The sequence below is a fragment of the Coprococcus eutactus genome (assembly GCF_001404675.1).
GTDB lineage: Bacteria > Bacillota > Clostridia > Lachnospirales > Lachnospiraceae > Coprococcus > Coprococcus aceti.
The window spans coordinates 22092-42817 of the sequence record NZ_CYXU01000002.1 but is presented as its reverse complement, the minus strand read 5'-3'; the positions used below and the strand labels follow the sequence as shown (position 1 = coordinate 42817).

The following is a 20726-nucleotide window of genomic DNA, read 5'->3' as shown; positions in this document are numbered from 1 at the left end:
CATGGCAGAACAGAATCAGACAAATAATCAGAGAAGTTTCAGAGGCCCTAGAAGAGGCCACGGTCCTATGAGGGGCGGCGAGAAAGCCAAGGACTTCAAGGGAACGATAGGAAAGTTATTCAGATATATAGGCAAGTACAAGGCAGCGGTTGTTGTCGTTGCTATATTTGCAATTGGAAGTACAATATTCAACGTAGTATGTCCGAAGGTACTCGGCAAGGCGACAACAGCCCTGTCCGAGGGGATCATGAACAAGATAACAGGCAACGGCGGAATTGATTTCACGTATATCGGTAAGATATTGCTGTTCTGTCTCGGTTTGTATGTGCTGAGTGTGACATTTAGCTTTGTTCAGGGCTTCATCATGACCGGTATCACCCAGAAGGTGTGCTACAGGATGAGACGTGAGGTATCCGAGAAGATCAACAGGATGCCGATGAGCTACTTTGAGAGCAGAACCTATGGCGAGGTACTTTCAAGGATCACAAATGATATAGACACCATGGGAAATGGTCTGAACCAGAGTATCACACAGCTCATTACATCGGTTAGTACGGTCATCGGTGTAATCGTGATGATGCTCACGATCAGCCCGCTTATGACACTTATATCAGTGCTGATACTTCCGATAAGTATCATGCTCATGATGTTTGTCATCAAGAAATCCCAGAGATTCTTCAAGCAGCAGCAGGAATACGTGGGACACATAAACGGTCAGGTTGAAGAGGTGTATGGCGGACACAATGTCATAAAAGCGTTCAATAAGGAGAACGACGTTAGAAGAGAGTTCCATGAGACAAATGAGACTCTGTACAAGTCAGCATGGAAGTCACAGTTCTTCTCAGGACTGATGCAGCCTATTATGATGTTTGTCGGTAATCTGGGCTATGTGGCAGTTGCCATATCAGGTGCGGCTCTGGCGATCAGAGGAACTATCCAGATAGGTGATATCCAGGCATTTATACAGTACGTGAAGAACCTCACACAGCCTGTTCAGCAGGTTGCCCAGGTCACAAATATGATGCAGCAGATGGCAGCAGCCGCTGAGCGAGTATTTGAACTTCTTGAAGAGAAAGAAGAGGAGCAGATAGTAGAGAATCCTGTATCCACAGAGGGAATCAAGGGTGAAGTTACATTTGAACATGTAAAGTTTGGCTACAATCCGGATCAGATCATCATCAAGGATTTCTCAGCCCATGTAAAACCGGGACAGCAGGTAGCCATAGTCGGACCTACCGGAGCGGGCAAGACCACCATGGTCAAGCTGCTTATGAGATTCTATGACGTGAATGGCGGTGCTATACTTTTGGACGGACACAATATTAAGGACTTCAACAGGCGTGAACTCAGGGATGTATTTGGCATGGTGCTTCAGGATACATGGCTGTTCAAGGGCACTATCATGGAGAATATCAGATATGGAAGATTGGACGCTACGGATGAGGAAGTTATCGCAGCGGCAAAGGCAGCTCATGCACATAGATTTATCTCGGCACTTCCGGGTGGATACAACATGGAGCTCAATGAGGAGATAACAAATATCTCCCAGGGACAGAAACAGCTCTTAACTATCGCAAGGGCAATTCTTGCTGACAATCCGGTCCTGATCCTCGATGAGGCTACATCGTCAGTCGATACGAGAACAGAACACAGGATTCAGAGAGCCATGGACAATCTGATGAAAGGCAGGACAAGCTTTGTCATAGCCCACAGACTGTCAACCATCAAGAATGCAGACATCATCCTTGTTATGAAGGACGGTGACATCATAGAGCAGGGTAACCATGATGAGCTCATGGCTCAGAATGGATTCTATGCGGATCTGTATAACTCGCAGTGGAGTTAAAGGATTTATAGATACCCATAGCTTAAAACTATGACGAGCCTCAAAATAATAGTATTTTCCATGGACAGCCTATCCTGCTAGAATATCCTCAAGTTAAGAAAACGAGAAAACACTACGGAGGATAAAGACATATGAGCAAATTACAGACACCTTTCAGATACGATTTTGTAGGAAGCTTTCTGAGACCACAGGCACTCAAGGATGCGAAGGCAGCATACAGGGACGGAAAGATCACCAAGGAGGAGTTCGACAAAGTTGTTAATGAGGAGATTACCAAGGTTGTTGCAAAACAGAAGGAACTTGGATTCCATGCGATCACAGATGGCGAGTTCAGAAGAACATTCTGGCATCTTGACTTCATGTGGGGATTTGAGGGCGTTGCCCATGAGAACACTGGAAATGGTGTAAAATTCGATGCAGAGCTTGCGGTTCTTGACGACACTTATCTTGTAGGCAAGATAAAGGCAAAGACGCACCCATTTGTTGAATATTTCAAGTTCCTAAAGCAGTTCGAGGATGAGAATACAGTTGCAAAGTATACGATACCGGCTCCTGCACAGACATTCCAGCAGATGATAGTACCTGACAATATTGCAAACACAAGGAAGTTCTATCCTACAAATGAGGAGCTTATCCAGGATATCGGAAAGGCTTATCAGGATGTTATTAAGCAGTTCTATGATGCTGGATGCCGAAACCTGCAGCTTGACGATTGTACATGGGGAGCCATAGTGGGGGATGCAGCAAAGCAGAGATATAGGTCGCTTGGAATATCACTTGAGGATGTCAAGAAGGAGTTGCTTGCAGTGAACAACCTTGCATTGGAAGGAAAACCGGAGGATATGGTCATCACATCACATATCTGTAGAGGAAATTATCACTCAACATTCTTCACCAGCGGACCTTATGACACAGTTGCAGATTACGTATTTGCAAATGAAAATGTGGATGCGCTGTTCCTTGAGTATGATGATGAGAGATCAGGCGGATTTGCACCTCTTGCAAAGGTTTCAGAGGATAAGAAGGTCGTGCTCGGACTCATCACAACAAAATCTCCGGTTCTTGAGGATAAGGAGAAGGTCATTGCAAGAATCCATGAGGCTGCAAAGTATGTACCACTTGACAGATTATGCCTGAGCCCTCAGTGTGGATTTGCATCTTGTGAGATCGGAAACAAGCTGACAGAGGAAGAGCAGTGGGCAAAGCTCAAGCTCGTTAAGGAGATAGCAGAGGAAGTCTGGTCATAAAACAGAATATTATAGAAGTGAAGTGGCGGCGAACAGAAGCAAGAATCTGTTCGCCGCTTTTTTGAGTTATGAAATCTGTTATATACAAGCCTGATCGATATATGATACTATTAAGAAACGCGGAATCCTTGCGGGAGTTATATTCCCAGTGCTTTTGCTCGTGAGGATACTTCTTCTGAGAAAGAAGAATGCTAAAGAAAATGTATGTTAAAAAGCAGAAATATAGATATAGTTAGGAGTTAGATTCATGAAAAAGATTGTAGAGATGTGGAATAGGGTGTCGCTGATCGCGAAGATATTGGTTGGAATAGTGATCGGTGCGGTGCTGGGACTTCTGGTGCCGGGGGCAACGGGAATAGGCCTGATCGGAACCATGTTCGTCAGGGCGCTCAAGGCAATTGCGCCGATACTGGTGTTTGCCCTTGTCATCAGCTCAATTGCAAATGCAGGAAAGGGAAATGGCCAGCAGTTTCGTATGGTGACGATCATGTATATGCTCAGCACGCTATGCGCAGCGATAGTGGCGGTGAGCGCAAGTTTTATTTTCCCTGTAACCATGACACTGGACCTTGAATCATATCAGGCGGATGTCGTCCCATCGGGAATCATGGAGGTCCTCCGGAATCTTTTGCTCAACATCACCGATAATCCCGTAAATGCGATACTCAACGCAAATTATCTCTGCATACTTGCATGGGCACTTTTGTTTGGACTTGCCATGCGACGGACAAGCAAGTCTATAAAATCTGCACTTGTATCCATATCGGATGCGGTATCAACCGTCGTGAGGTGGATCATCGGGTGCGCACCATTTGGAATCATGGGACTTGTGTTCACGACAGTATCGGAGAGTGGATTGTCGATATTCAAGGAATATGGCAGATTGCTGCTTGTACTTGTGGGCGCCATGCTTACGGTTGCATTGATCGTAGATCCGCTCCTTGCGACTATCGTCTTAAGGAGAAATGCATATCCACTTGCGTGGAGATGCCTCAGAGAGTCAGGTGTGACGGCGTTCTTCACCAGAAGTTCTGCGGCAAATATCCCAGTGAACATGTCACTTTGCAAAAGACTTGGACTTGACCCGGATGTGTATTCGGTATCCATACCGCTTGGCGCGACCATCAACATGGATGGTGCCGCCATCACTATAACTATAATGGCGCTTTCCGTTGCAAATACCATGGGAGTGTCGGTTGACGTTCCGACAGCACTCATGCTCAGTCTTATGGCAACCCTTGGCGCGTGCGGTGCCTCAGGTGTTGCGGGAGGTTCGCTGTTGCTCATTCCTATGGCGTGCTCGCTGTTTGGAATCCCACAGGATATATCCATGCAGGCTGTTGCTGTCGGAATGATCATCGGAGTGGTTCAGGATTCACTTGAGACGGCAATCAACTCATCGGGAGATGTACTCTTTGCCGCTACAGCGGAGTACAGACAGTGGCAAAAGGACGGCAGAGAGTTTAAGATAGGCGCCATCGTGAATCCAGATGAGTAGGATATTTTCATATAAAAAACAACCGGGTATGTTCAGGAAGAAACATACCCGGTTGTTTTTGTCTTTATATTCCCCGTATCCCTGATTCCGCAATTCCATTTGAATCTTTAGAGATTCCCTCAAGAATATGCGGAATTACCAACATATCCGTTCCGCATTTAGGACATGCCGCAATTCCCAGAAGTTCGTTGGTGCTTTCCAGACGATATTCAGACTGATATTCTATACCATCTTTCTGCCACATAAAAATGTGTCCGCATTTGAAACACTTAACTTCCCTGAATGTATTCCCCATAATAAATAATAACCTCCGTTGCAGTTTGTTTGTATTGCCTACAGAAACTTGTCCAGCTCCGCATCGACGTTCTTCCTCTTTTTGATCTTTGGGTGGTCGATGACTCTTTCAAATATACAATATCCTAAACATGGTTTGCAACAGATGAAGAACTTTTATATAATTGTAGATAGTATGCGGAAGCTAAGATAACATATGGGAACTGAAAGAAAAACAGGAAAATGAACACTATGGGGAATGAGCCATTGTCTGGCAGATCAAAGCCAGAGACAGGTAATAACAAAACAGAATACAAGGCACACTACCATCTGCCTGGACTTTTTGAATTCTACGAGCTGTACAAGGTATTCCTGCCACTATACCGTGAGCACAGGGAATATTTTTACGACTGGTGTGATATCGGCTCGGTGTATGGCGCACCGGGTGACTGCCTCTGGGGCGGTGGCAGAGTGGGATATGGTGACAGCGGTGCCAGAGATGTGCTGGAACTTATGAGAGAGTATGGAATATCGGCGAGGCTGACCTTCAGCAACTCATTGTTAAGACCGGAACATCTTGCGGATAAACGGTGTAATGATTTGTGCAGAGCGTTTGAGAAGGGTGATATTCAAAACGGTGTCATAGTCCATTCGGATCTGTTGCTCGACTATCTTCGGGAGAATTATCCGGGGCTGTATATGGTTTCATCTACAACAAAGGTCATCACGGACTTTGATCTGTTTTCGGCAGAGCTTGACCGGGATGAATTCAGGTATGTTGTGCCGGATTTCCGGCTGAACAAAGCATTTGACAGGCTGGGGGCGCTTACGCAAAAGCAGAAAGACAAGGTGGAATTCCTGTGCAACGAATGCTGTTGGTTCTCCTGTCAGGACAGGAAAGCCTGCTATGAGGATGTGAGCCGTATGGCTCTCGGTGAGAAATCAATTCACCGCTGTACATCGCCGAACGCAGCAGGTGGCTATCGTTTCTCAAAAGCGATGGAGAATCCGGGATTTATAGGTATAGATGATATAAGGAACATTTGCCTGCCGATGGGATTTTCCAATTTCAAGATAGAGGGAAGAGGTCTTGGAAGTGCCATAGTGCTGGAATTTCTGCTATACTATATGACAAAGCCAGAGTACCAGCTGAGGGTAAGAGAAGAGATATATCTTGACAATACGCTGGATCTGTTCTAGGCGTGCGCGGGCAGTAGTCAGGGGCTGCGGATAGCATGGGAGGATAATATAGGCAGTCGATATGTATTTGAAATCTGCAGAGTATGTTTCGTAGCTCGTGGAGATAACAGAAAATTCCTGATCGAAGGGGGAAATGTATATGGAGAGAATAAAGAATTTATCCAGGACGCAAAAGGTTCTGATGAGCATTATAGTGGCAATGATCATAGCATTTTCCATAATTTATCCGATTATAATGTCCATAAAGGGAATAGAATTCAGGGGTGACTTTCTGACCCGAAAAGAAGAACAGGGAAATGTGACATATACAGATGGACATACAAGTATCATAGTATATGATGACCAGAGCATAGAATTTAAGTGTTATCATCGATTTACAGGAGATGGGTATAGAGACGTAACATATGGACCATATAGCTGGATGGAGGATCATTCTGCCATACCGGCAGGGACAGAGGACGGCATGTTATCATCTGATGATTATATCGGAGTAAAGATCATGGAGGGTGATAAGGTGTTTTTTAGAGGCGCTGTCTCAAAAGATGGATACATGGTATACAATGCGGACGGCACGATGACCAACGATTTTGATGTGGTTTTAGGAGATTATTATGCAAATCCGCCGGATATTTATGAAATAGTGAAGTTTATTACTGGTCCGCAGACTACAAACAGAGGAAATATAGTATTATATATATTCGGAATCATTATATGCATCATTGCGGTCGTAAGTATGCTGTTTCCAGATGAACTTTTCAGATTGGCCATGTGGCCCAGGGTGAGAAACCTGTATGATGTTGAGCCGTCTGACTGGGAACTTACAGTCCGTGTTATCGAGTGGTATGTGCTTACGATTGGTGCATTTGTGGTATTTGTGATCGGACTTACGATGGGCAGTGTGACGTGACGACTCCGGACGAGTGATAGACAAAAGCGCTTAGCATATAGACAAATAGATGAAAGGACAACTTGAACAATATGGCATACACACCTAATGATATATATGATTATATAATTGAGAATGACAGGGAATCAGAATTCCTGCAGGCGATAACACTCCATAAACAGAACTTTTCCATAGGAGAGATTACAGACAGGCGTTTTCTCGTAAAAGAAGACAAGACGGTAAAGTTTATATCAAAGATGTATAAGATAAATATACAGATCACGGATGACGACATCATAACAGCGGTCATGAATGGCCTCTATGTGAGTGCATTTATCTCAAGACAGGGCGATGCCTACAATGTGCATTTTCTCGTACATGCGTATCCGGAAAATATGAAGTCGCAGTTTGACGAAGAGATATTAAAGGAAGTCCTGCGATACATGATCATGATGACTATTGTACGGCTGAGACTGGATACGCCGGAGAAGGTGGAAGAATATCTGGGTAGCAGGGAGTAGCACTTTATGTAAATAAAGCTTATAGCCGCACCCCTGGCTTTTTTTATGAATAATATTTGGCTGTTATAAAGTTGTTTTGATGAAACAAAAAAGCTGTCTGAAATAATTCAGACAGCTTCTGTCACGTGCGCAAGAGGATTCGAACCCCCGACACCTTGGTCCGTAGCCAAGTGCTCTATCCAGCTGAGCTATGCACACATGTTGATTAACAACATCAGTTATATTACAACAGGTTTGAGCAAATGTCAAATAAAAAGTTGCAAATATTTCAATTTTTTCATTCTCCCTGTGGTTGAAAAAATATCAGTAGGAGAAAAATAACTGTAATTATTCTTTAGGTGATTCTCTCTTAAGTTCAGGAATATATCGCTGACCATAAATGCTGTTCTTGATGGACTGCATCTCAAGGTCTGTTGCGGATATCACATCTGCGCATTTCTTAAGTCTTGCGGATATCATGTCTACGTTCGGGATATCCTTCTTATATCTGAGCTGGTGATCCAGGCTCGCCCAGAAGTCCATCGCGATTGTTCTAATCTGTACCTCCACACGCATATTCCTTGTGTGGTCTGCGAAGAACACAGGAATCTCGACTATTACATGCAGACTGCGGTAGCCATTTGGCTTTGGGTGCGATATGTAGTCTTTTGCTTCGATCAGGGTGATGTCGTCCTGACTTATGAGCTTTTCTGCCACCATGTATATGTCATCGATGAATGGACAGATGACTCTTATTCCGGCGACGTCATCCAGATTGTTCAGTATACTTGCACATGTCACCGGACAGCCCTTGCTTGCAAGCTTTTTGGCAATGCTGACAGGCTTCTTGATCCTTGACTGTATGAATTCTATAGGATTTCTCTTATATCTTACGCTGAAATCATCGTTCAGCACTTCAAATTTTGTCTTCACCTCTCTGATGGCACATGAATACATCATCATGATCTCCTCAAAACTCTGCATCTCCTGCATGAAAGGATTTTCCTCCGGGCGCAGGAGTGAATTGATGTATTTGCTGTTCAGAGCGTTTGTCTGTATTGATTCCATAACTCCTCCAAAATGTAAAAAAACTGGAATGGTGTGTCCTGTTGCACAACTATGTGTATTATACTACATTCCACTTGTGCTTAAAAATAAAATTTTATAAAATACCTGTGAACGATCAATAAATACTGACAGGCATAACCCTTTTGCTTTATTTGTCAGTTCACAGAGTCAGGAGAAGACAATGAGCTATTTTGATGAGATGATCGCCACGGAGCGTATACCGGATTCCTATGTGGGATGGGAACAGTACAGACGTGAGGTGACGGAATATATAGAAAATAACTGCCGGGAAAAAAAAGAATCCGGGCAGGATACAGATGCAGCGAATTCAAAGCCTGTGCTTGCACTGTGGGGAATAGGGCCGGCCGGCGATATAGATATAGGAAGATTGGCAGATAATTACAGGCTGGTGCTCATAGACAGAGACAGGGAAGCTGTGCTTTCGGCAGTCAGGGAATATGGGCTGAAGGAACAGGATTATATAATAGCGGATATTCCATTCTGGCATGTAGACGATGACCAGTACCGCTTGTATGAGGCGATGCTTGAGGACTGTGAGGACACCGAGCATATACTTGAGTTCCTGACAGGCATAGCGACTGCCAATTCCGGTAAATATATTGGCAGAACGGAATCTGGGGATATAGTAAATGACACCGACAGGTATCTTGATATATTTGATTACAGTGTGGCGGTCGGGCTTCACAGCCAGCTCAATTCCAGATTTGCGGCATTGCTTTACCACTACAGGGACAATTATCATGACGAGGATCTTAGACTCATAAGCAGTGCCATCTCGGGGCTGAACGAGGCGGCGGTGGAGAGACTCAATGACTACATGTACCATATGACAAAGGATGTCCTCATATATGGATATGAGGTCGCTGCATGTGAGGATCAGACATGCGCAGAGAAGCTTGCAAATGCATTTGACAGGCGGGATGTGGAGACGATGAAGTCGGTGGAGCACATAGAAGGTGTGGCACAGCTCATGAAGGATATGTCGCTTCATATGAACTATGACGTGGAGCTGGTTGACAGCCGCCATATGGTATGGCCATTTGACACGGCCGGTGGCAGGAAAAATTACGTGATGGGATTTGCCGCCATGCGGAAGATATGATGTTGTAAATAGGCGGAAAAGATTAAAAAGTTAAATGACATTCCATAAAAATCAGTTGATATAACGTATATTATCATGAGGAGGGAGCTATGACAGACAGAGAATTTGAACAGTGCATGTCTGCGATGGCGGCGGGCGACAGGGATAGCCTGCGGCACATATATGATGCGTATCTGAAGCTCATATATGCTGTGGTGTACGACACCATAGGACAGCGCGAGGAGGCTGAGGATGTGACATCGGAATTCTTCATCAAGCTGTATAGCATTGCGGGAAGCTATAAGCCGGGAAATGGACATAAGAAATGGTTGGTCACGATCGCCCGGAATATGGCGGTGGACAGGATCAGGAAGATAGACCGTGAGGCTCTGGTGGATGAGATACCGGAGACCGGGCAGAGTGGCAGCATGGAGGAACAGGTTGTGAACAGCGTGTCACTGAAGGTGGCCATGGAGTCGCTTAAGCCTGATGAGCGGGAGATAGTTGATATGAAGGTGGCTGGAGGATTTACCTTCAGAGAGATATCAGAGATAGTTGGCAAGCCGATGGGAACAGTCACGTGGCTTTACAACAGTGCGATCAAGAGACTTAGGAGGTGCAGACTATGAACAGACATGAAGATGAACTGGAAAAGGAAATAGCTGACAAATATATAGAGAATATGGATGCACCTGATCTCTGGGGAAAAATAGAGGCAGGACTTGATGCGGTGGATGCGCATCGGGTGCAGGATAAGAAATCTGGAGATAAGAAGTTTGGAGTCAAGAAAGACCGTAAAGACAGGAACAGAAGAACCATCCAGATCGTTTCCGGTCTTGTGGCAGCGGCAGTGGTGTGTGTGCTGATCGTAGCCGGACCGTTAAGGAACAGCCGTAAGAGGGCAAGCGATAAGACAGCGCAGGACAACAGTGTGAAGGTGACTTCGGATGAAAGTTATTATGCACAAGAAAGTGACGCGGCTGCGGCAGACGATATTCAAAGCGATGCTGCTGAAATGGCAGAAAACGCCACGGCGAGTTATGATGTACAGAGAAATACTGATGCTCAGAATTCTGTGAATAGTGCTGACTATATTCCCATGATCATGTTGGATGGTGTGCTCTACAGGGACACATACGACATGGTCGATGCTGACAGCGTGGATGAGAGCAAAGCGGCCTACGCTGAGAGCTACACCGATGGCGTGCCGGCAAATGACGGCGAGGTCAACTTTGACATGAACCCATCCAGAAACTCAGCCTACATTGTGTGTGATGATGGCAGCCTTGTAGTGAAGGTTGAGGGCAACTGGTACAGATTTGAGAGGGCAGAATAGCACAAACAAATCAAAAATTAAAAAAATACAGAAATTACCATAAAAAATAATAATCCCTTCGTATATAGAATATAAAGCTTGACCGGTAGCTTGAAATTCATATTACGGAGGGATTTTTTATGATGAAATATAATTCAAAAATATTTGCAAGATCCATATGCGCAGTTATGGTAGGGGTTATGATGGGAGGAGGTCTTACGGGCTGTGGTAACGATGATGCAGTAGATGGCAGGGGAATGCGCCTTGAAAAACAAAATGGGGATAAGACAGAGATAACAGGGATCGCAGAAAAGTACAGGGAAAAAGAAAGTAAGCAAAAAAAGAAGTCGCTGCAGGACAATGGCTTGAGTGGAATATTCAACAGTACGTCGAATGATGTTATGTATGCGGAGGAAGCTTGTGATGTGGCAACAGTCGCTGGAGATACAGCGATGGTGACAGATGCTTCAAATTCTATGTATACAGAGATCGCCTACGATACGAGAGAGTATGACAGCGTGGCGGAGAATGGATTTGTATCCACAGCGGACAGACCTCTCTCCACATTTGCGGCGGACAGGGATACGGCATCATACAGCAACGTCAGGTCGTATATAGAGTCAGGCTGTCTCCCACCGGACGGAGCGGTGAGAATAGAAGAGATGCTGAACTATTTTACCTATGACTACAGAAGGAAGCCTGAGGATGGAGAGAAGTTCTCCATATACACAGAATATTCGGACTGCCCGTGGAATAAGGCCACAAAGCTCATGATGGTTGGGATCAACACGGATGAAATAGATTTTGGAGACAAGAAGCCTTCAAATCTGGTGTTCCTGATCGACACCTCGGGATCCATGTATGAAGATAACAAACTCCCACTCGTGCAGCAGTCATTTGCCATGCTGGCGGAGAATCTGGATGAGAACGACAAGGTGAGCATAGTCACATATGCGGGTGAGGATACGGTGGTGCTCTCGGGCACATCCGGCTCAGAGCAGTACACGATAAATGAGGCGCTTTCGAGTATGACAGCCGAGGGCTGTACCAACGGCGGCGATGCCATCATCACAGCTTACGAGCTGGCGGAGAAGAACTTTATAGAGGGAGGCAACAACCGTGTCATACTTGCAACGGACGGGGATCTGAACGTGGGGCTTACCAGTGAGAGCGACCTTGTGGATCTGATAACCGAGGAGAAGAAGGAAAACAACATTTTTCTCAGCGTGCTTGGGTTTGGAACAGACAATTTGAAGGACAACAAGCTTGAGGCTCTTGCTGATAATGGTGATGGAAGCTATGCGTTTATAGATTCTGCGTATGAGGCAAAGAAGGTGCTGGTGGACGAGATGGGCGGAACTCTGAACACCGTTGCCAAGGATGTGAAGTTTCAGATAGAGTTCAATCCGGCAAATGTCAAGGGTTACAGGCAGATAGGTTATGAGAACCGCGCCCTTGCGGATGCGGACTTTGCAAATGACGCTGTGGACGGCGGCGAGATAGGCGCAGGACATATGGTGACGGTGCTCTATGAGATAGTGCCTGCGGGATCAGACTTCGATGTGCCTGCAGCCGAGCACAAATACGGACAGGATTCCAATCAGGTAAATACATCGGAGACTGCATCACAAGACGTTAAGGATAAGTCTGATAGCGCAGAGGACTATACCGGTGAGCTTGCGACAGTGAACGTAAGATACAAGGAGCCGGATGGGGATAAGAGCAGTCTTGTGAGCCGTGTGGTGAAGACTGACAGCTACAGCAGCGAAATGTCCGTTGACATGAGTGCGGCAAGTGCCGTGGCGGCCTATGGTATGATCCTCAAAAACAGTGAATATGTGGGTTCTGCAGATTTTGATATGGTTATGGCTCTTGTTGGCGGTAAGGTGGACAGTTCAGCCGGCAGTGGCGATATTATCGATATGCAGTGGCAGGGCTTTGCAGACATGGTACGTCAGACGCAGAATATAACTGACTAGGAAAAATGTCGATAAGAGGAGCTGTTCGATATGGCTTTGTAATCACACTTTGTAATCACATTGTATAAAACTCTTTTATTTTATTGATAATTCTTGTATAATAACAAATTAGAGTGTCAATTAAGACGAAAAAATAAAAACAAGAATATCAATATAGACAGGAAGGGTAAGATTCATGGGCGAAAAAAAGATTATGCTTGGTAACGCAGCCATCGCCAGAGGCTGTTATGAAGCGGGTGTCAAGGTATCAGCGGCATATCCTGGAACACCAAGTACAGAGATCAGTGAGAACATGGTGCAGTACAAAGGAGATATCTACTCAGAGTGGTCACCAAATGAGAAGGTAGCCACAGAGGTAGCGATCGGTGCATCATTTGCGGGAGTGAGATCAATAGTGTCGATGAAGCATGTAGGTGTGAACGTGGCATCAGATCCGCTGTTCACCGCAGCATACACAGGTGTGAACGGAGGTATGGTACTTGTTGCAGCAGATGATCCTGGAATGTACTCATCACAGAATGAGCAGGATTCAAGACTTGTAGCAAGAACAGCCATGATCCCAGTTGTTGAGCCATCAGACAGCCAGGAGGCAAAGGATTTCACAAAGTATGCATTTGAGCTGAGTGAGAAGTATGATACTCCTGTAATGCTCCGTACAACCACAAGACTCTCACACTCACAGGGCGTTGTAGAGCTCTGTGACAGACAGGAGATTCCTGACAAGCCATATGAGAGAAATATAAAGAAATATGTCATGATGCCTGGTAACGCTATACCACGTCATGTATTTGTAGAGCAGAGACTCAAGGACATGGCAGCAGACGGAGCTGACATGCCGATCAACAGAGTTGAGATGAGAGACAAGAGTGTGGGTGTCATCACCAGCGGTATCCCTTACCAGTATGTCAGAGAGGCTATGCCAAACGCATCAGTCTTAAAGCTTGGCATGGTAAATCCACTCCCAAGAAAGATGATCGAGGACTTCTGTGCACAGGTAGACAAGGTGTATGTCATCGAGGAGCTTGAGCCACATATCGAGACTCAGGTCAGATCATGGGGAATAGATGCAGTCGGCAAGGAGCTGCTTACAGTTCAGGGTGAGTACAGCGCAAATATGCTCAGAGAGAAGCTTCTCGGCGAGAAGATAGAGACAGTCGAGGCTGCTCAGGTTCCAGCCAGACCACCTATCCTCTGTCCAGGATGTCCACACAGAAGCGTATTCTCAGTCCTCTCAGAGCTGAAGATCCACGCTGCAGGAGATATCGGATGTTACACACTCGGAGCTGTCGCACCGCTCAGTGTTATTGACACAACAGTCTGCATGGGTTCATCCATCTCTACCCTTCATGGAATGGAGAAGGCAAAGGGCAAGGATTATATCAAGAACTGGGTAGCGGTCATAGGTGATTCAACATTCCTTCACACAGGTGTGAACTCACTCATGAACATGGTATACAACCAGAGCACAGGAACAGTCATCATACTTGACAACTCGACAACAGGTATGACAGGACATCAGGATCACGCCGCAACAGGTAAGACACTGATGGGAGATCCTACATACGCCATTGATATTTACAATCTCTGCAAGGCACTGGGAATCCAGAACGTCCATGAGATAAATGCATTTGATATAGAAGGTCTTAAGAAGCTCATCAAGGAGGAGACAGCAAAGGATGAGGTATCAGTCATCATCACAAAGTCACCTTGTGTACTCTTGAAGACGACTAAGATAACAGGAAGATGCAAGGCAATACCTGAGAAGTGCAAGAAGTGCGGTATGTGCTTAAAGCCTGGATGCCCTGCAGTTATCAGGCAGGAGGATGGAACCATCCGTATAGATGACACACTCTGTACAGGCTGTGGACTGTGCATGAAGCGTTGTAAGTTCGATGCTATAGAAAGGGAGGAGTTCTAATCATGGAGACAAAGAATATTATGATCGTCGGCGTAGGCGGACAGGGAACACTTCTCACAAGCCGTATACTCGGTGGAATCACCACGGCAGCAGGTTATGATGTAAAGCTCTCAGAGGTTCACGGGATGAGCCAGAGAGGTGGAAGTGTTGTTACATATGTAAGATATGGAGAGAAGGTAAATGAGCCTATCGTGGAAGAGGGATGTGCAGATGTCCTCATAGCATTTGAGAGACTTGAGGCGCTCAGATATGCACACTTCCTGAAGAAGGATGGAGTTATCATCGTAAATGACCAGAGAATAGATCCTATCACTGTAGTTACAGGCGCAGCACAGTATCCTGATGGAATCATCGAGGAGCTCAGCGGCAAGTACAAGGTTATCTCAGTTGATGCCATGGACGAGGCCAAGAAGCTTGGCAACAACAAGGTATTTAACACAGTCATCATAGGAATCGCGGCACAGCACATGGATTTCTCACATGATGCATGGGTTGAGGTTATCAAGAACACAGTTCCACCTAAGACAGTGGAGCAGAATCTTGAGGCATTTGAGGTTGGCTACAACCTTAAGTAATTTGACGATTTTTAGTACAAAAGACGGATTTTAGCATAAAAAAAGTCCGTCTTTTGTTGATTAATGGTGGAAAAAAGGACCCTCATATGGTAAAATCAACACATATGATGGTTTGCGGGGTGCGTACACATGAATGATATTAACAAGGATGAGATTGACGCAAAATGGCATATGCTGGTATGGCGTATGATGATAGTTATATGCAGTATTTCTTTTGTTATTGCATGGATATTATTTGGAGTATACAGAGTAGATAAGAGCATAGGAGCAGGCGCATATATAGTAAAGTATATCGTGCTGCCGATGATAGTACAGGCTATAGCGATCACAATTTGCTATTTTTATATGAAGCACGATGAGGCGGACATAAAGCACAAGAATTATGTCGTGACAGGTATGATATATGTATGTGTCGGTGTTATAGCATTTACATATTGCACCATATACCCGCTTATACTTATTCCGTGTGTCACCATAATTGCCACGGCGTTATTTGCAGATCAGGAGCTGACGGTATGGTCGGGAGTTGCGGTGCTTGCACTCATGGTCATCAATGTTGTGAGATTACATTTGAATGTCGGTGAGCTTGCCACACAGATGAACTGGGTTGGAGCACTGCTCATATACATACTGGTAGTATCTGTTATGTGTGCGATGGTTATGGTCGTCAACAAGCACACGAAGGCACTTATGGAATCGATTGCCGGAAGCTACAACAGACAGGTAACACTGATGAGTGAGCTTATGGTTGATCCGATGACAGGCCTGTACAACAGAAGATCATTTGAGGAGAGCCTTGATAAGGAGATCGAGAATGTGGAGCAGACTGGGGCGAAGTCCTATGTCACCATATTTGATATAGATCATTTCAAGGAAGTCAACGATACATATGGCCACAGCAATGGAGATATAGTTATCAAGGCGCTGTGTAAGATGATGAAGGAGAAGTCGAAGGATATGGGACTTGCCTTCAGATACGGCGGTGAGGAGTTCGTGATACTGTTCCATGATGTGGAACTGTCCAAGGTCATGAATGTTGTTGAGGACATAAGAACAGAGTTCAGATGCTACTATTTCCACTTTATGAACAAGGATGGAATAACCTGTAGCTGTGGTGTCGCTGAGTACACCAAGGGAGAGAGTTCCAAGGCATGGTTCAACAGAGCGGATTCAGCACTCTATAAGGCGAAGGAATCAGGAAGAAACAGAACAGTTATAAGTGAATAAAAAATAACACATTGGGCTGTGCTCAATGTGTTATTTTTTTATGGAATTATTCAAATGTTATGATATGTCCGGCGTTACTGGACATAATCGTTCAGCCACTGAACCACACCGTTGGATATTGCCTTGGCGTAGTTCTCAAGATTTTCATTGAAATAGTCCAGATCGTCCTGGTTGGTCATGAAGCCCATCTCAACGATCATGCTTGTCATATCGGTGTCTCTGATGACCGCATAGTCATCATCGCTGTCTCCCTGGGTTCCGATTCGCACCCCTCGGTTGGCGGTTATACCAACTTCCTCGAGATTGCTCAGAATGTCATCTGCGGCCGCATAACTGCGCTCAGATCCTGAGCTGTGTATCCATATCTCAATGCCCTTTGTGGTGTTTGGGTTGGCTGTTGAATTGCGGTGTAGCGAAACGAAGATATCAGCCTTGGCCTTGTTTGCTATCTTTGAACGGGAGTCGAGCTGTGTGTCGCTGTCGTCGGATCTGGTCATTATGACGTTGACGCCGCTCTTTTTCAGGGCTTTGGCAACCTCCTGCGCAAGACGGAGATTGTCGTCCTTCTCGTAGCTTCCGTCAAGTCCCACAGCGCCTACATCGCTTCCTCCATGACCAGCATCCACACACACCGTGTATGTGTCGTTGGCCTTCTGGAGCATGACAGTCTGTCCTTTCCCCTTGGTGATCTGTGCCTTTGCCAGAAAAAATCCCATGACAAGTATGCACAATAATAGTATGATGTTTATGGCGACCAAAAAGACGACGAGGGAACGCATCTGTTTCAGCGTCATTTTCTTTTTTCGTTTGCTCATGTTTTCTCCTTCGTGGAAATATCTTTGATAAAGATACCTCAAAATCCGATGTTTTTCAACTGGGGATATGGAGAACGTGAACAGCATGGCCGCAGCAGAGGTGTTCTGCGCTTACGCAGTATAAATGTACAGGAGGAATATTTATGATAATAGATTTTCACACACACACGTATCCCGACAGGATAGCAGCCAAGACGGTAGGGCTTCTGGAGAGCAGATCCGGTACAAGGGCACATTCGGATGGCACACTTGACGGACTGGAGAATGACATGAGGAGCAGACATGTGGATGTGTCTGTGGTACTTCCGGTGGCAACGTCTCCGAAACAATATAAGCATATAAATGAATTCGCAGTTGAGGAGAATGAGCGCTTTTCAGAGACACATGTGTGGTCGTTTGGAGGGATACATCCCGACAATGACAATTACAAAGAGATACTCAGGGATATATGCGACAAAGGTCTGAAGGGGATAAAGATCCATCCTGACTACCAGGGGGCTTTTTTCAACGATATAAGATATAAAAGGATAATCAGCTATGCCACAGAGCTTGGGCTTATCGTGGTGACACATGCGGGAACAGACATAGGACTTCCTGATGTGACTCACTGCACTCCTGCAATGGCGGAGGAGGTGCTGGATGAGGTTGGGCCTGACAAGCTTGTGCTTGCCCATATGGGTGGATGGCAGATGTGGGATGACGTGCTGAACAGACTTTGCGGAAGAGATGTGTATTTTGACACGGCATTTTCCTATGGACAGATAGACTGGCGGGAGGGGGCACCGCACAGATGGCAGCTTCTTGATGGTGACATGTTTAAGAAGATAGTGGCAGCTCACGGGTCTGACAAGATCCTGTTCGGAACGGACAGCCCATGGTCTGATCAGGAACAGTCATGTGCGGACATAGAGGCCCTTGATCTGGAAGATGTGGACAAAAACAATATATTTGAGAATAATGCGCGAAAATTGCTTGGATTGAAATTGAATTTTTAGAAAAAATACGCGAAAACCTATTGATAATGTTTTAAAAATGTGTTACATTTTTGTTACGCCAATGAAATTTTTCACAGATAGTAATACACGAAAGACATGTCGGAGCCTAACGACATGTCTTTTTTATGTGCTGTGGAGCGGACTGCCCACTGTAAGTATCATTATATGAAGCGGTTTATAAAATAAAAAAGACTTGAGATAAATCTCAAGTCTTAGTAGCTGGGCTACAAGGATTCGAACCTTGAAAATGCTGGAGTCAGAGTCCAGTGCCTTACCATTTGGCGATAGCCCATTGCCTCAACAAATGGTAGTATATACTAAAGCTCAGAATAATGCAAGCACTTTTTTAAAAAAATTTCAAAAAATTTTTCAGCTTGCGATAGCCCTCTAAATAGGGTATAAAATTATAGTAAAATGAGCATCATGGAGGTGGCGTAATGTATTCATATGAAGCGATAGTCAGGTATAGTGAGACTGGTGGAAATAAGATATCCAACATGGCGACCATAGCGAACTATTTCCAGGACTGTGCTATACTGCAGTCGGAGGAGGTCGGCATAGGGCTGGATTATCTGGCAGGACACCACAGAGCATGGTTCCTGGTTTCCTGGCAGATAGAGGTGGTCAGATATCCTGCGATGGGAGAGAAGATCAAGGTCAGGACGTGGGCATATGATTTCAAGGCATCTCTGGGATTCAGAAATATAGATATACTGGACGAGAATGGAGAACGCATAGTTAAGGCGGCATCCATTTGGAGCTATATGGACACCGAGAGGCTGAGACCTGTCAAGATAGACAAAGAGGTGTCAGACGCATATCCGATGGAGCCTGCCATAGACATGGAGTATGCGCCGCGCAAGGTAAAACTGCTGGGCGATGCGGAGACTATAGATACCAGAAAGGTCATGTCTTATCAGATAGACTCCAACAATCATATGAATAATGAAGCGTATATTGCTCTTGCCCAGGAATACGTGGATGATGTTGCGGATATTATTGCAGTCAGAGCGGAATATAAGATGCAATATGTGAAAGATGATGTTATAGTAGTAAAGAGGTTTATTGACGACAGATATGTTCAGATAATCCTGGCAGATGAAGAGGACAGGACAAGGTGTGTTGTCCAGTTTGAACGGAGCAGTAAGGATATATGATATACTGTGTCGACAGAAAAAATTAAGAGGACGGTATGACGATGATAAAGATAGGCGAATGGAATGATCTTATAGTAAAGAGAGAAAAGGAATTTGGTGTGTATCTTGGATGTGCGGATTCTGACAGTGAGGTGCTTCTTCCGAGAAAGCAGGTTCCGAATGGCATAAAGACAGGCGAGCACATCAACGTGTTCATATACAGGGATTCTGACGACAGACTCATTGCAACTGTGAATGTTCCATATATAACTATGGGTAAGATGGCTGTTCTCAGGTGTGTGGGAACTACCAAGATCGGTGCATTCATGGACTGGGGACTTGAAAAGGATATTCTGCTTCCGTTTAAGGAGCAGGTTGGCCCGGTGAGAGAGAACCATGAATATCTGGTCAGAATGTACACTGACAAATCGGACAGACTGTGTGTGTCCATGAAGGTTTATGAGTATCTGAGCAGCAATTCCCCATATAAGCAGGGAGATGCTATATCGGGAATAGTTATAGAGTACAGCTCCGAGTATGGTGCATTTGTCGCTGTGGACAACAAATATTCAGCACTTATCCCGAAGAAGGAGATACACAGTGCCATATATGCCGGCGACCACGTTGAGGGCAGGGTTGCGTCAGTCAGGGAAGACGGCAAGCTGAACCTCACCATGCAGAAGCCGATAAAGATGCAGATCAGGGAGAATGCAGAGATGATATTGAATATCATCGATTCATATAATGGAGTGCTCCCGTTCAATGACAAGGCAGATTCAAAGGTGATAGAGAAGGAATTTGGAATAAGCAAGAGAGCATTTAAGACGGCGGTTGGCAAGCTCCTCAAGGACGGCAAGATAAGGATCACAGAGAAGAACATTGAGATACTGTCCGAGGAAGAGCGGGCAGAGCTTGCGAAAAAAGGAACAACCAAAGCCGATGTTGTGAAGCGTGCAAAGCCTGAGACGAAGAAGCCGGTATCCAGACGGTCACCGGAGCCCGTGCCAGACAGAAAAGGCACTGTGAAATTCACCAGAAGCAATGGCGGAAGGCGCAACAACAGAAAGGCTCTCATGGCGGAGCTGAGCGAGATGGATGAGGAGTAATAGTTCATCATATATAATAGTAAAAAACAGGAGGAACAAA

19 protein-coding genes and 2 tRNA genes are annotated in these 20726 nt (G+C 45.3%); 16 read left to right on the top strand and 5 right to left on the bottom strand.

Going from position 1 to position 20726, the window contains the following annotated elements; all coding sequences use genetic code 11:
• The first annotated feature begins 1 nt into the window (after position 1).
• From ARA78_RS04610 to sstT, 3 genes are all read left to right on the top strand, one after another.
• Positions 2-1846 carry an ABC transporter ATP-binding protein gene (locus ARA78_RS04610; RefSeq protein WP_022059486.1) on the top strand — a complete coding sequence of 615 codons (1845 nt, stop codon included), beginning with the start codon at positions 2-4 and terminating at the stop codon, positions 1844-1846.
• 131 nt (positions 1847-1977) lie between these two features.
• Positions 1978-3093 (top strand): 5-methyltetrahydropteroyltriglutamate--homocysteine S-methyltransferase, encoded by a 1116-nt coding sequence (locus ARA78_RS04605; protein ID WP_055280087.1) that lies wholly within the window; start codon positions 1978-1980, stop codon positions 3091-3093.
• A 247-nt stretch (positions 3094-3340) separates the two neighbouring features.
• Positions 3341-4591 (top strand): serine/threonine transporter SstT, encoded by a 1251-nt coding sequence (gene sstT / locus ARA78_RS04600; RefSeq protein WP_055280086.1) that lies wholly within the window; start codon positions 3341-3343, stop codon positions 4589-4591.
• A 64-nt stretch (positions 4592-4655) separates the two neighbouring features.
• On the opposite strand, the gene ARA78_RS04595 is transcribed toward sstT, so the two are convergent.
• Complete coding sequence (locus ARA78_RS04595; protein ID WP_055280085.1) at positions 4656-4886, bottom strand: hypothetical protein; 231 nt, start codon at positions 4884-4886, stop codon at positions 4656-4658.
• Positions 4887-5116: 230 nt separating this feature from the next.
• On the opposite strand from ARA78_RS04595, the gene ARA78_RS04590 reads away from it, so the two are divergent.
• From ARA78_RS04590 to ARA78_RS04580, 3 genes are all read left to right on the top strand, one after another.
• Complete coding sequence (locus tag ARA78_RS04590; RefSeq protein WP_242849659.1) at positions 5117-6064, top strand: hypothetical protein; 948 nt, start codon at positions 5117-5119, stop codon at positions 6062-6064.
• A 139-nt stretch (positions 6065-6203) separates the two neighbouring features.
• Positions 6204-6971 carry a hypothetical protein gene (locus ARA78_RS04585; RefSeq protein WP_055280084.1) on the top strand — a complete coding sequence of 256 codons (768 nt, stop codon included), beginning with the start codon at positions 6204-6206 and terminating at the stop codon, positions 6969-6971.
• A gap of 71 nt (positions 6972-7042) precedes the next feature.
• On the top strand, positions 7043-7471 hold the full coding sequence (locus ARA78_RS04580; RefSeq protein WP_004853714.1) for a hypothetical protein: 429 nt from the start codon (positions 7043-7045) through the stop codon (positions 7469-7471).
• 124 nt (positions 7472-7595) lie between these two features.
• On the opposite strand, the gene ARA78_RS04575 is transcribed toward ARA78_RS04580, so the two are convergent.
• Both ARA78_RS04575 and ARA78_RS04570 read right to left on the bottom strand, forming a co-directional pair.
• Positions 7596-7669: transfer RNA gene (locus tag ARA78_RS04575), tRNA-Arg, on the bottom strand.
• Between the two features lie 129 nt (positions 7670-7798).
• Positions 7799-8518 carry a GTP pyrophosphokinase gene (locus tag ARA78_RS04570; RefSeq protein WP_022216721.1) on the bottom strand — a complete coding sequence of 240 codons (720 nt, stop codon included), beginning with the start codon at positions 8516-8518 and terminating at the stop codon, positions 7799-7801.
• 181 nt (positions 8519-8699) lie between these two features.
• Here ARA78_RS04570 and ARA78_RS04565 point away from each other — a divergent pair, with 181 nt between their 5' ends.
• From ARA78_RS04565 to ARA78_RS04535, 7 genes are all read left to right on the top strand, one after another.
• A complete protein-coding gene (locus ARA78_RS04565; RefSeq protein ID WP_055280083.1) occupies positions 8700-9641 on the top strand; it encodes a hypothetical protein in 942 nt (313 codons plus the stop codon).
• Positions 9642-9730: 89 nt separating this feature from the next.
• Positions 9731-10249, top strand: a complete 519-nt coding sequence (locus tag ARA78_RS04560; protein ID WP_015533439.1) for an RNA polymerase sigma factor — start codon at positions 9731-9733, stop codon at positions 10247-10249.
• Positions 10246-10956: a hypothetical protein gene (locus ARA78_RS04555; RefSeq protein WP_055274038.1), complete on the top strand. Its 711-nt coding sequence runs from the start codon at positions 10246-10248 to the stop codon at positions 10954-10956. Before ARA78_RS04560 ends, ARA78_RS04555 begins: the two co-directional genes overlap by 4 nt.
• A gap of 119 nt (positions 10957-11075) precedes the next feature.
• Complete coding sequence (locus tag ARA78_RS04550) at positions 11076-12914, top strand: vWA domain-containing protein (protein WP_055280082.1); 1839 nt, start codon at positions 11076-11078, stop codon at positions 12912-12914.
• A 175-nt stretch (positions 12915-13089) separates the two neighbouring features.
• Complete coding sequence (iorA, locus tag ARA78_RS04545) at positions 13090-14832, top strand: indolepyruvate ferredoxin oxidoreductase subunit alpha (RefSeq protein WP_055280081.1); 1743 nt, start codon at positions 13090-13092, stop codon at positions 14830-14832.
• Positions 14833-14834: 2 nt separating this feature from the next.
• On the top strand, positions 14835-15407 hold the full coding sequence (locus tag ARA78_RS04540) for an indolepyruvate oxidoreductase subunit beta (protein ID WP_055280080.1): 573 nt from the start codon (positions 14835-14837) through the stop codon (positions 15405-15407).
• Between the two features lie 129 nt (positions 15408-15536).
• A complete protein-coding gene (locus ARA78_RS04535) occupies positions 15537-16634 on the top strand; it encodes a GGDEF domain-containing protein (protein ID WP_055280079.1) in 1098 nt (365 codons plus the stop codon).
• A gap of 74 nt (positions 16635-16708) precedes the next feature.
• Here the strand turns inward: ARA78_RS04535 and ARA78_RS04530 are convergent, their stop codons facing one another.
• Positions 16709-17449, bottom strand: coding sequence for an N-acetylmuramoyl-L-alanine amidase family protein (locus ARA78_RS04530; RefSeq protein ID WP_015533433.1), 741 nt, complete (start codon positions 17447-17449; stop codon positions 16709-16711).
• A 143-nt stretch (positions 17450-17592) separates the two neighbouring features.
• Between ARA78_RS04530 and ARA78_RS04525 the strand changes: the two genes are divergently transcribed.
• Complete coding sequence (locus ARA78_RS04525) at positions 17593-18444, top strand: amidohydrolase family protein (RefSeq protein ID WP_055280078.1); 852 nt, start codon at positions 17593-17595, stop codon at positions 18442-18444.
• Between the two features lie 219 nt (positions 18445-18663).
• On the opposite strand, the gene ARA78_RS04520 is transcribed toward ARA78_RS04525, so the two are convergent.
• A tRNA-Gln gene (locus tag ARA78_RS04520) sits at positions 18664-18736 on the bottom strand.
• A gap of 145 nt (positions 18737-18881) precedes the next feature.
• Here ARA78_RS04520 and ARA78_RS04515 point away from each other — a divergent pair.
• Positions 18882-19601: an acyl-[acyl-carrier-protein] thioesterase gene (locus tag ARA78_RS04515; protein ID WP_055280077.1), complete on the top strand. Its 720-nt coding sequence runs from the start codon at positions 18882-18884 to the stop codon at positions 19599-19601.
• Between the two features lie 35 nt (positions 19602-19636).
• Positions 19637-20686: a S1 RNA-binding domain-containing protein gene (locus tag ARA78_RS04510; RefSeq protein WP_308936789.1), complete on the top strand. Its 1050-nt coding sequence runs from the start codon at positions 19637-19639 to the stop codon at positions 20684-20686.
• The last annotated feature ends 40 nt before the right edge of the window (positions 20687-20726 follow it).

Bases quoted from the DNA above. Each gene is read 5' to 3' on its own strand.
- ARA78_RS04610 (WP_022059486.1), top strand. From the start codon at position 2: ATGGCAGAACAGAATCAGACAAATAATCAGAGAAGTTTCAGAGGCCCT.
- ARA78_RS04605 (WP_055280087.1), top strand. From the start codon at position 1,978: ATGAGCAAATTACAGACACCTTTCAGATACGATTTTGTAGGAAGCTTT.
- sstT (WP_055280086.1), top strand. From the start codon at position 3,341: ATGAAAAAGATTGTAGAGATGTGGAATAGGGTGTCGCTGATCGCGAAG.
- ARA78_RS04595 (WP_055280085.1), bottom strand. From the start codon at position 4,886: ATGGGGAATACATTCAGGGAAGTTAAGTGTTTCAAATGCGGACACATT.
- ARA78_RS04590 (WP_242849659.1), top strand. From the start codon at position 5,117: ATGGGGAATGAGCCATTGTCTGGCAGATCAAAGCCAGAGACAGGTAAT.
- ARA78_RS04585 (WP_055280084.1), top strand. From the start codon at position 6,204: ATGGAGAGAATAAAGAATTTATCCAGGACGCAAAAGGTTCTGATGAGC.
- ARA78_RS04580 (WP_004853714.1), top strand. From the start codon at position 7,043: ATGGCATACACACCTAATGATATATATGATTATATAATTGAGAATGAC.
- ARA78_RS04570 (WP_022216721.1), bottom strand. From the start codon at position 8,518: ATGGAATCAATACAGACAAACGCTCTGAACAGCAAATACATCAATTCA.
- ARA78_RS04565 (WP_055280083.1), top strand. From the start codon at position 8,700: ATGAGCTATTTTGATGAGATGATCGCCACGGAGCGTATACCGGATTCC.
- ARA78_RS04560 (WP_015533439.1), top strand. From the start codon at position 9,731: ATGACAGACAGAGAATTTGAACAGTGCATGTCTGCGATGGCGGCGGGC.
- ARA78_RS04555 (WP_055274038.1), top strand. From the start codon at position 10,246: ATGAACAGACATGAAGATGAACTGGAAAAGGAAATAGCTGACAAATAT.
- ARA78_RS04550 (WP_055280082.1), top strand. From the start codon at position 11,076: ATGATGAAATATAATTCAAAAATATTTGCAAGATCCATATGCGCAGTT.
- iorA (WP_055280081.1), top strand. From the start codon at position 13,090: ATGGGCGAAAAAAAGATTATGCTTGGTAACGCAGCCATCGCCAGAGGC.
- ARA78_RS04540 (WP_055280080.1), top strand. From the start codon at position 14,835: ATGGAGACAAAGAATATTATGATCGTCGGCGTAGGCGGACAGGGAACA.
- ARA78_RS04535 (WP_055280079.1), top strand. From the start codon at position 15,537: ATGAATGATATTAACAAGGATGAGATTGACGCAAAATGGCATATGCTG.
- ARA78_RS04530 (WP_015533433.1), bottom strand. From the start codon at position 17,449: ATGAGCAAACGAAAAAAGAAAATGACGCTGAAACAGATGCGTTCCCTC.
- ARA78_RS04525 (WP_055280078.1), top strand. From the start codon at position 17,593: ATGATAATAGATTTTCACACACACACGTATCCCGACAGGATAGCAGCC.
- ARA78_RS04515 (WP_055280077.1), top strand. From the start codon at position 18,882: ATGTATTCATATGAAGCGATAGTCAGGTATAGTGAGACTGGTGGAAAT.
- ARA78_RS04510 (WP_308936789.1), top strand. From the start codon at position 19,637: ATGACGATGATAAAGATAGGCGAATGGAATGATCTTATAGTAAAGAGA.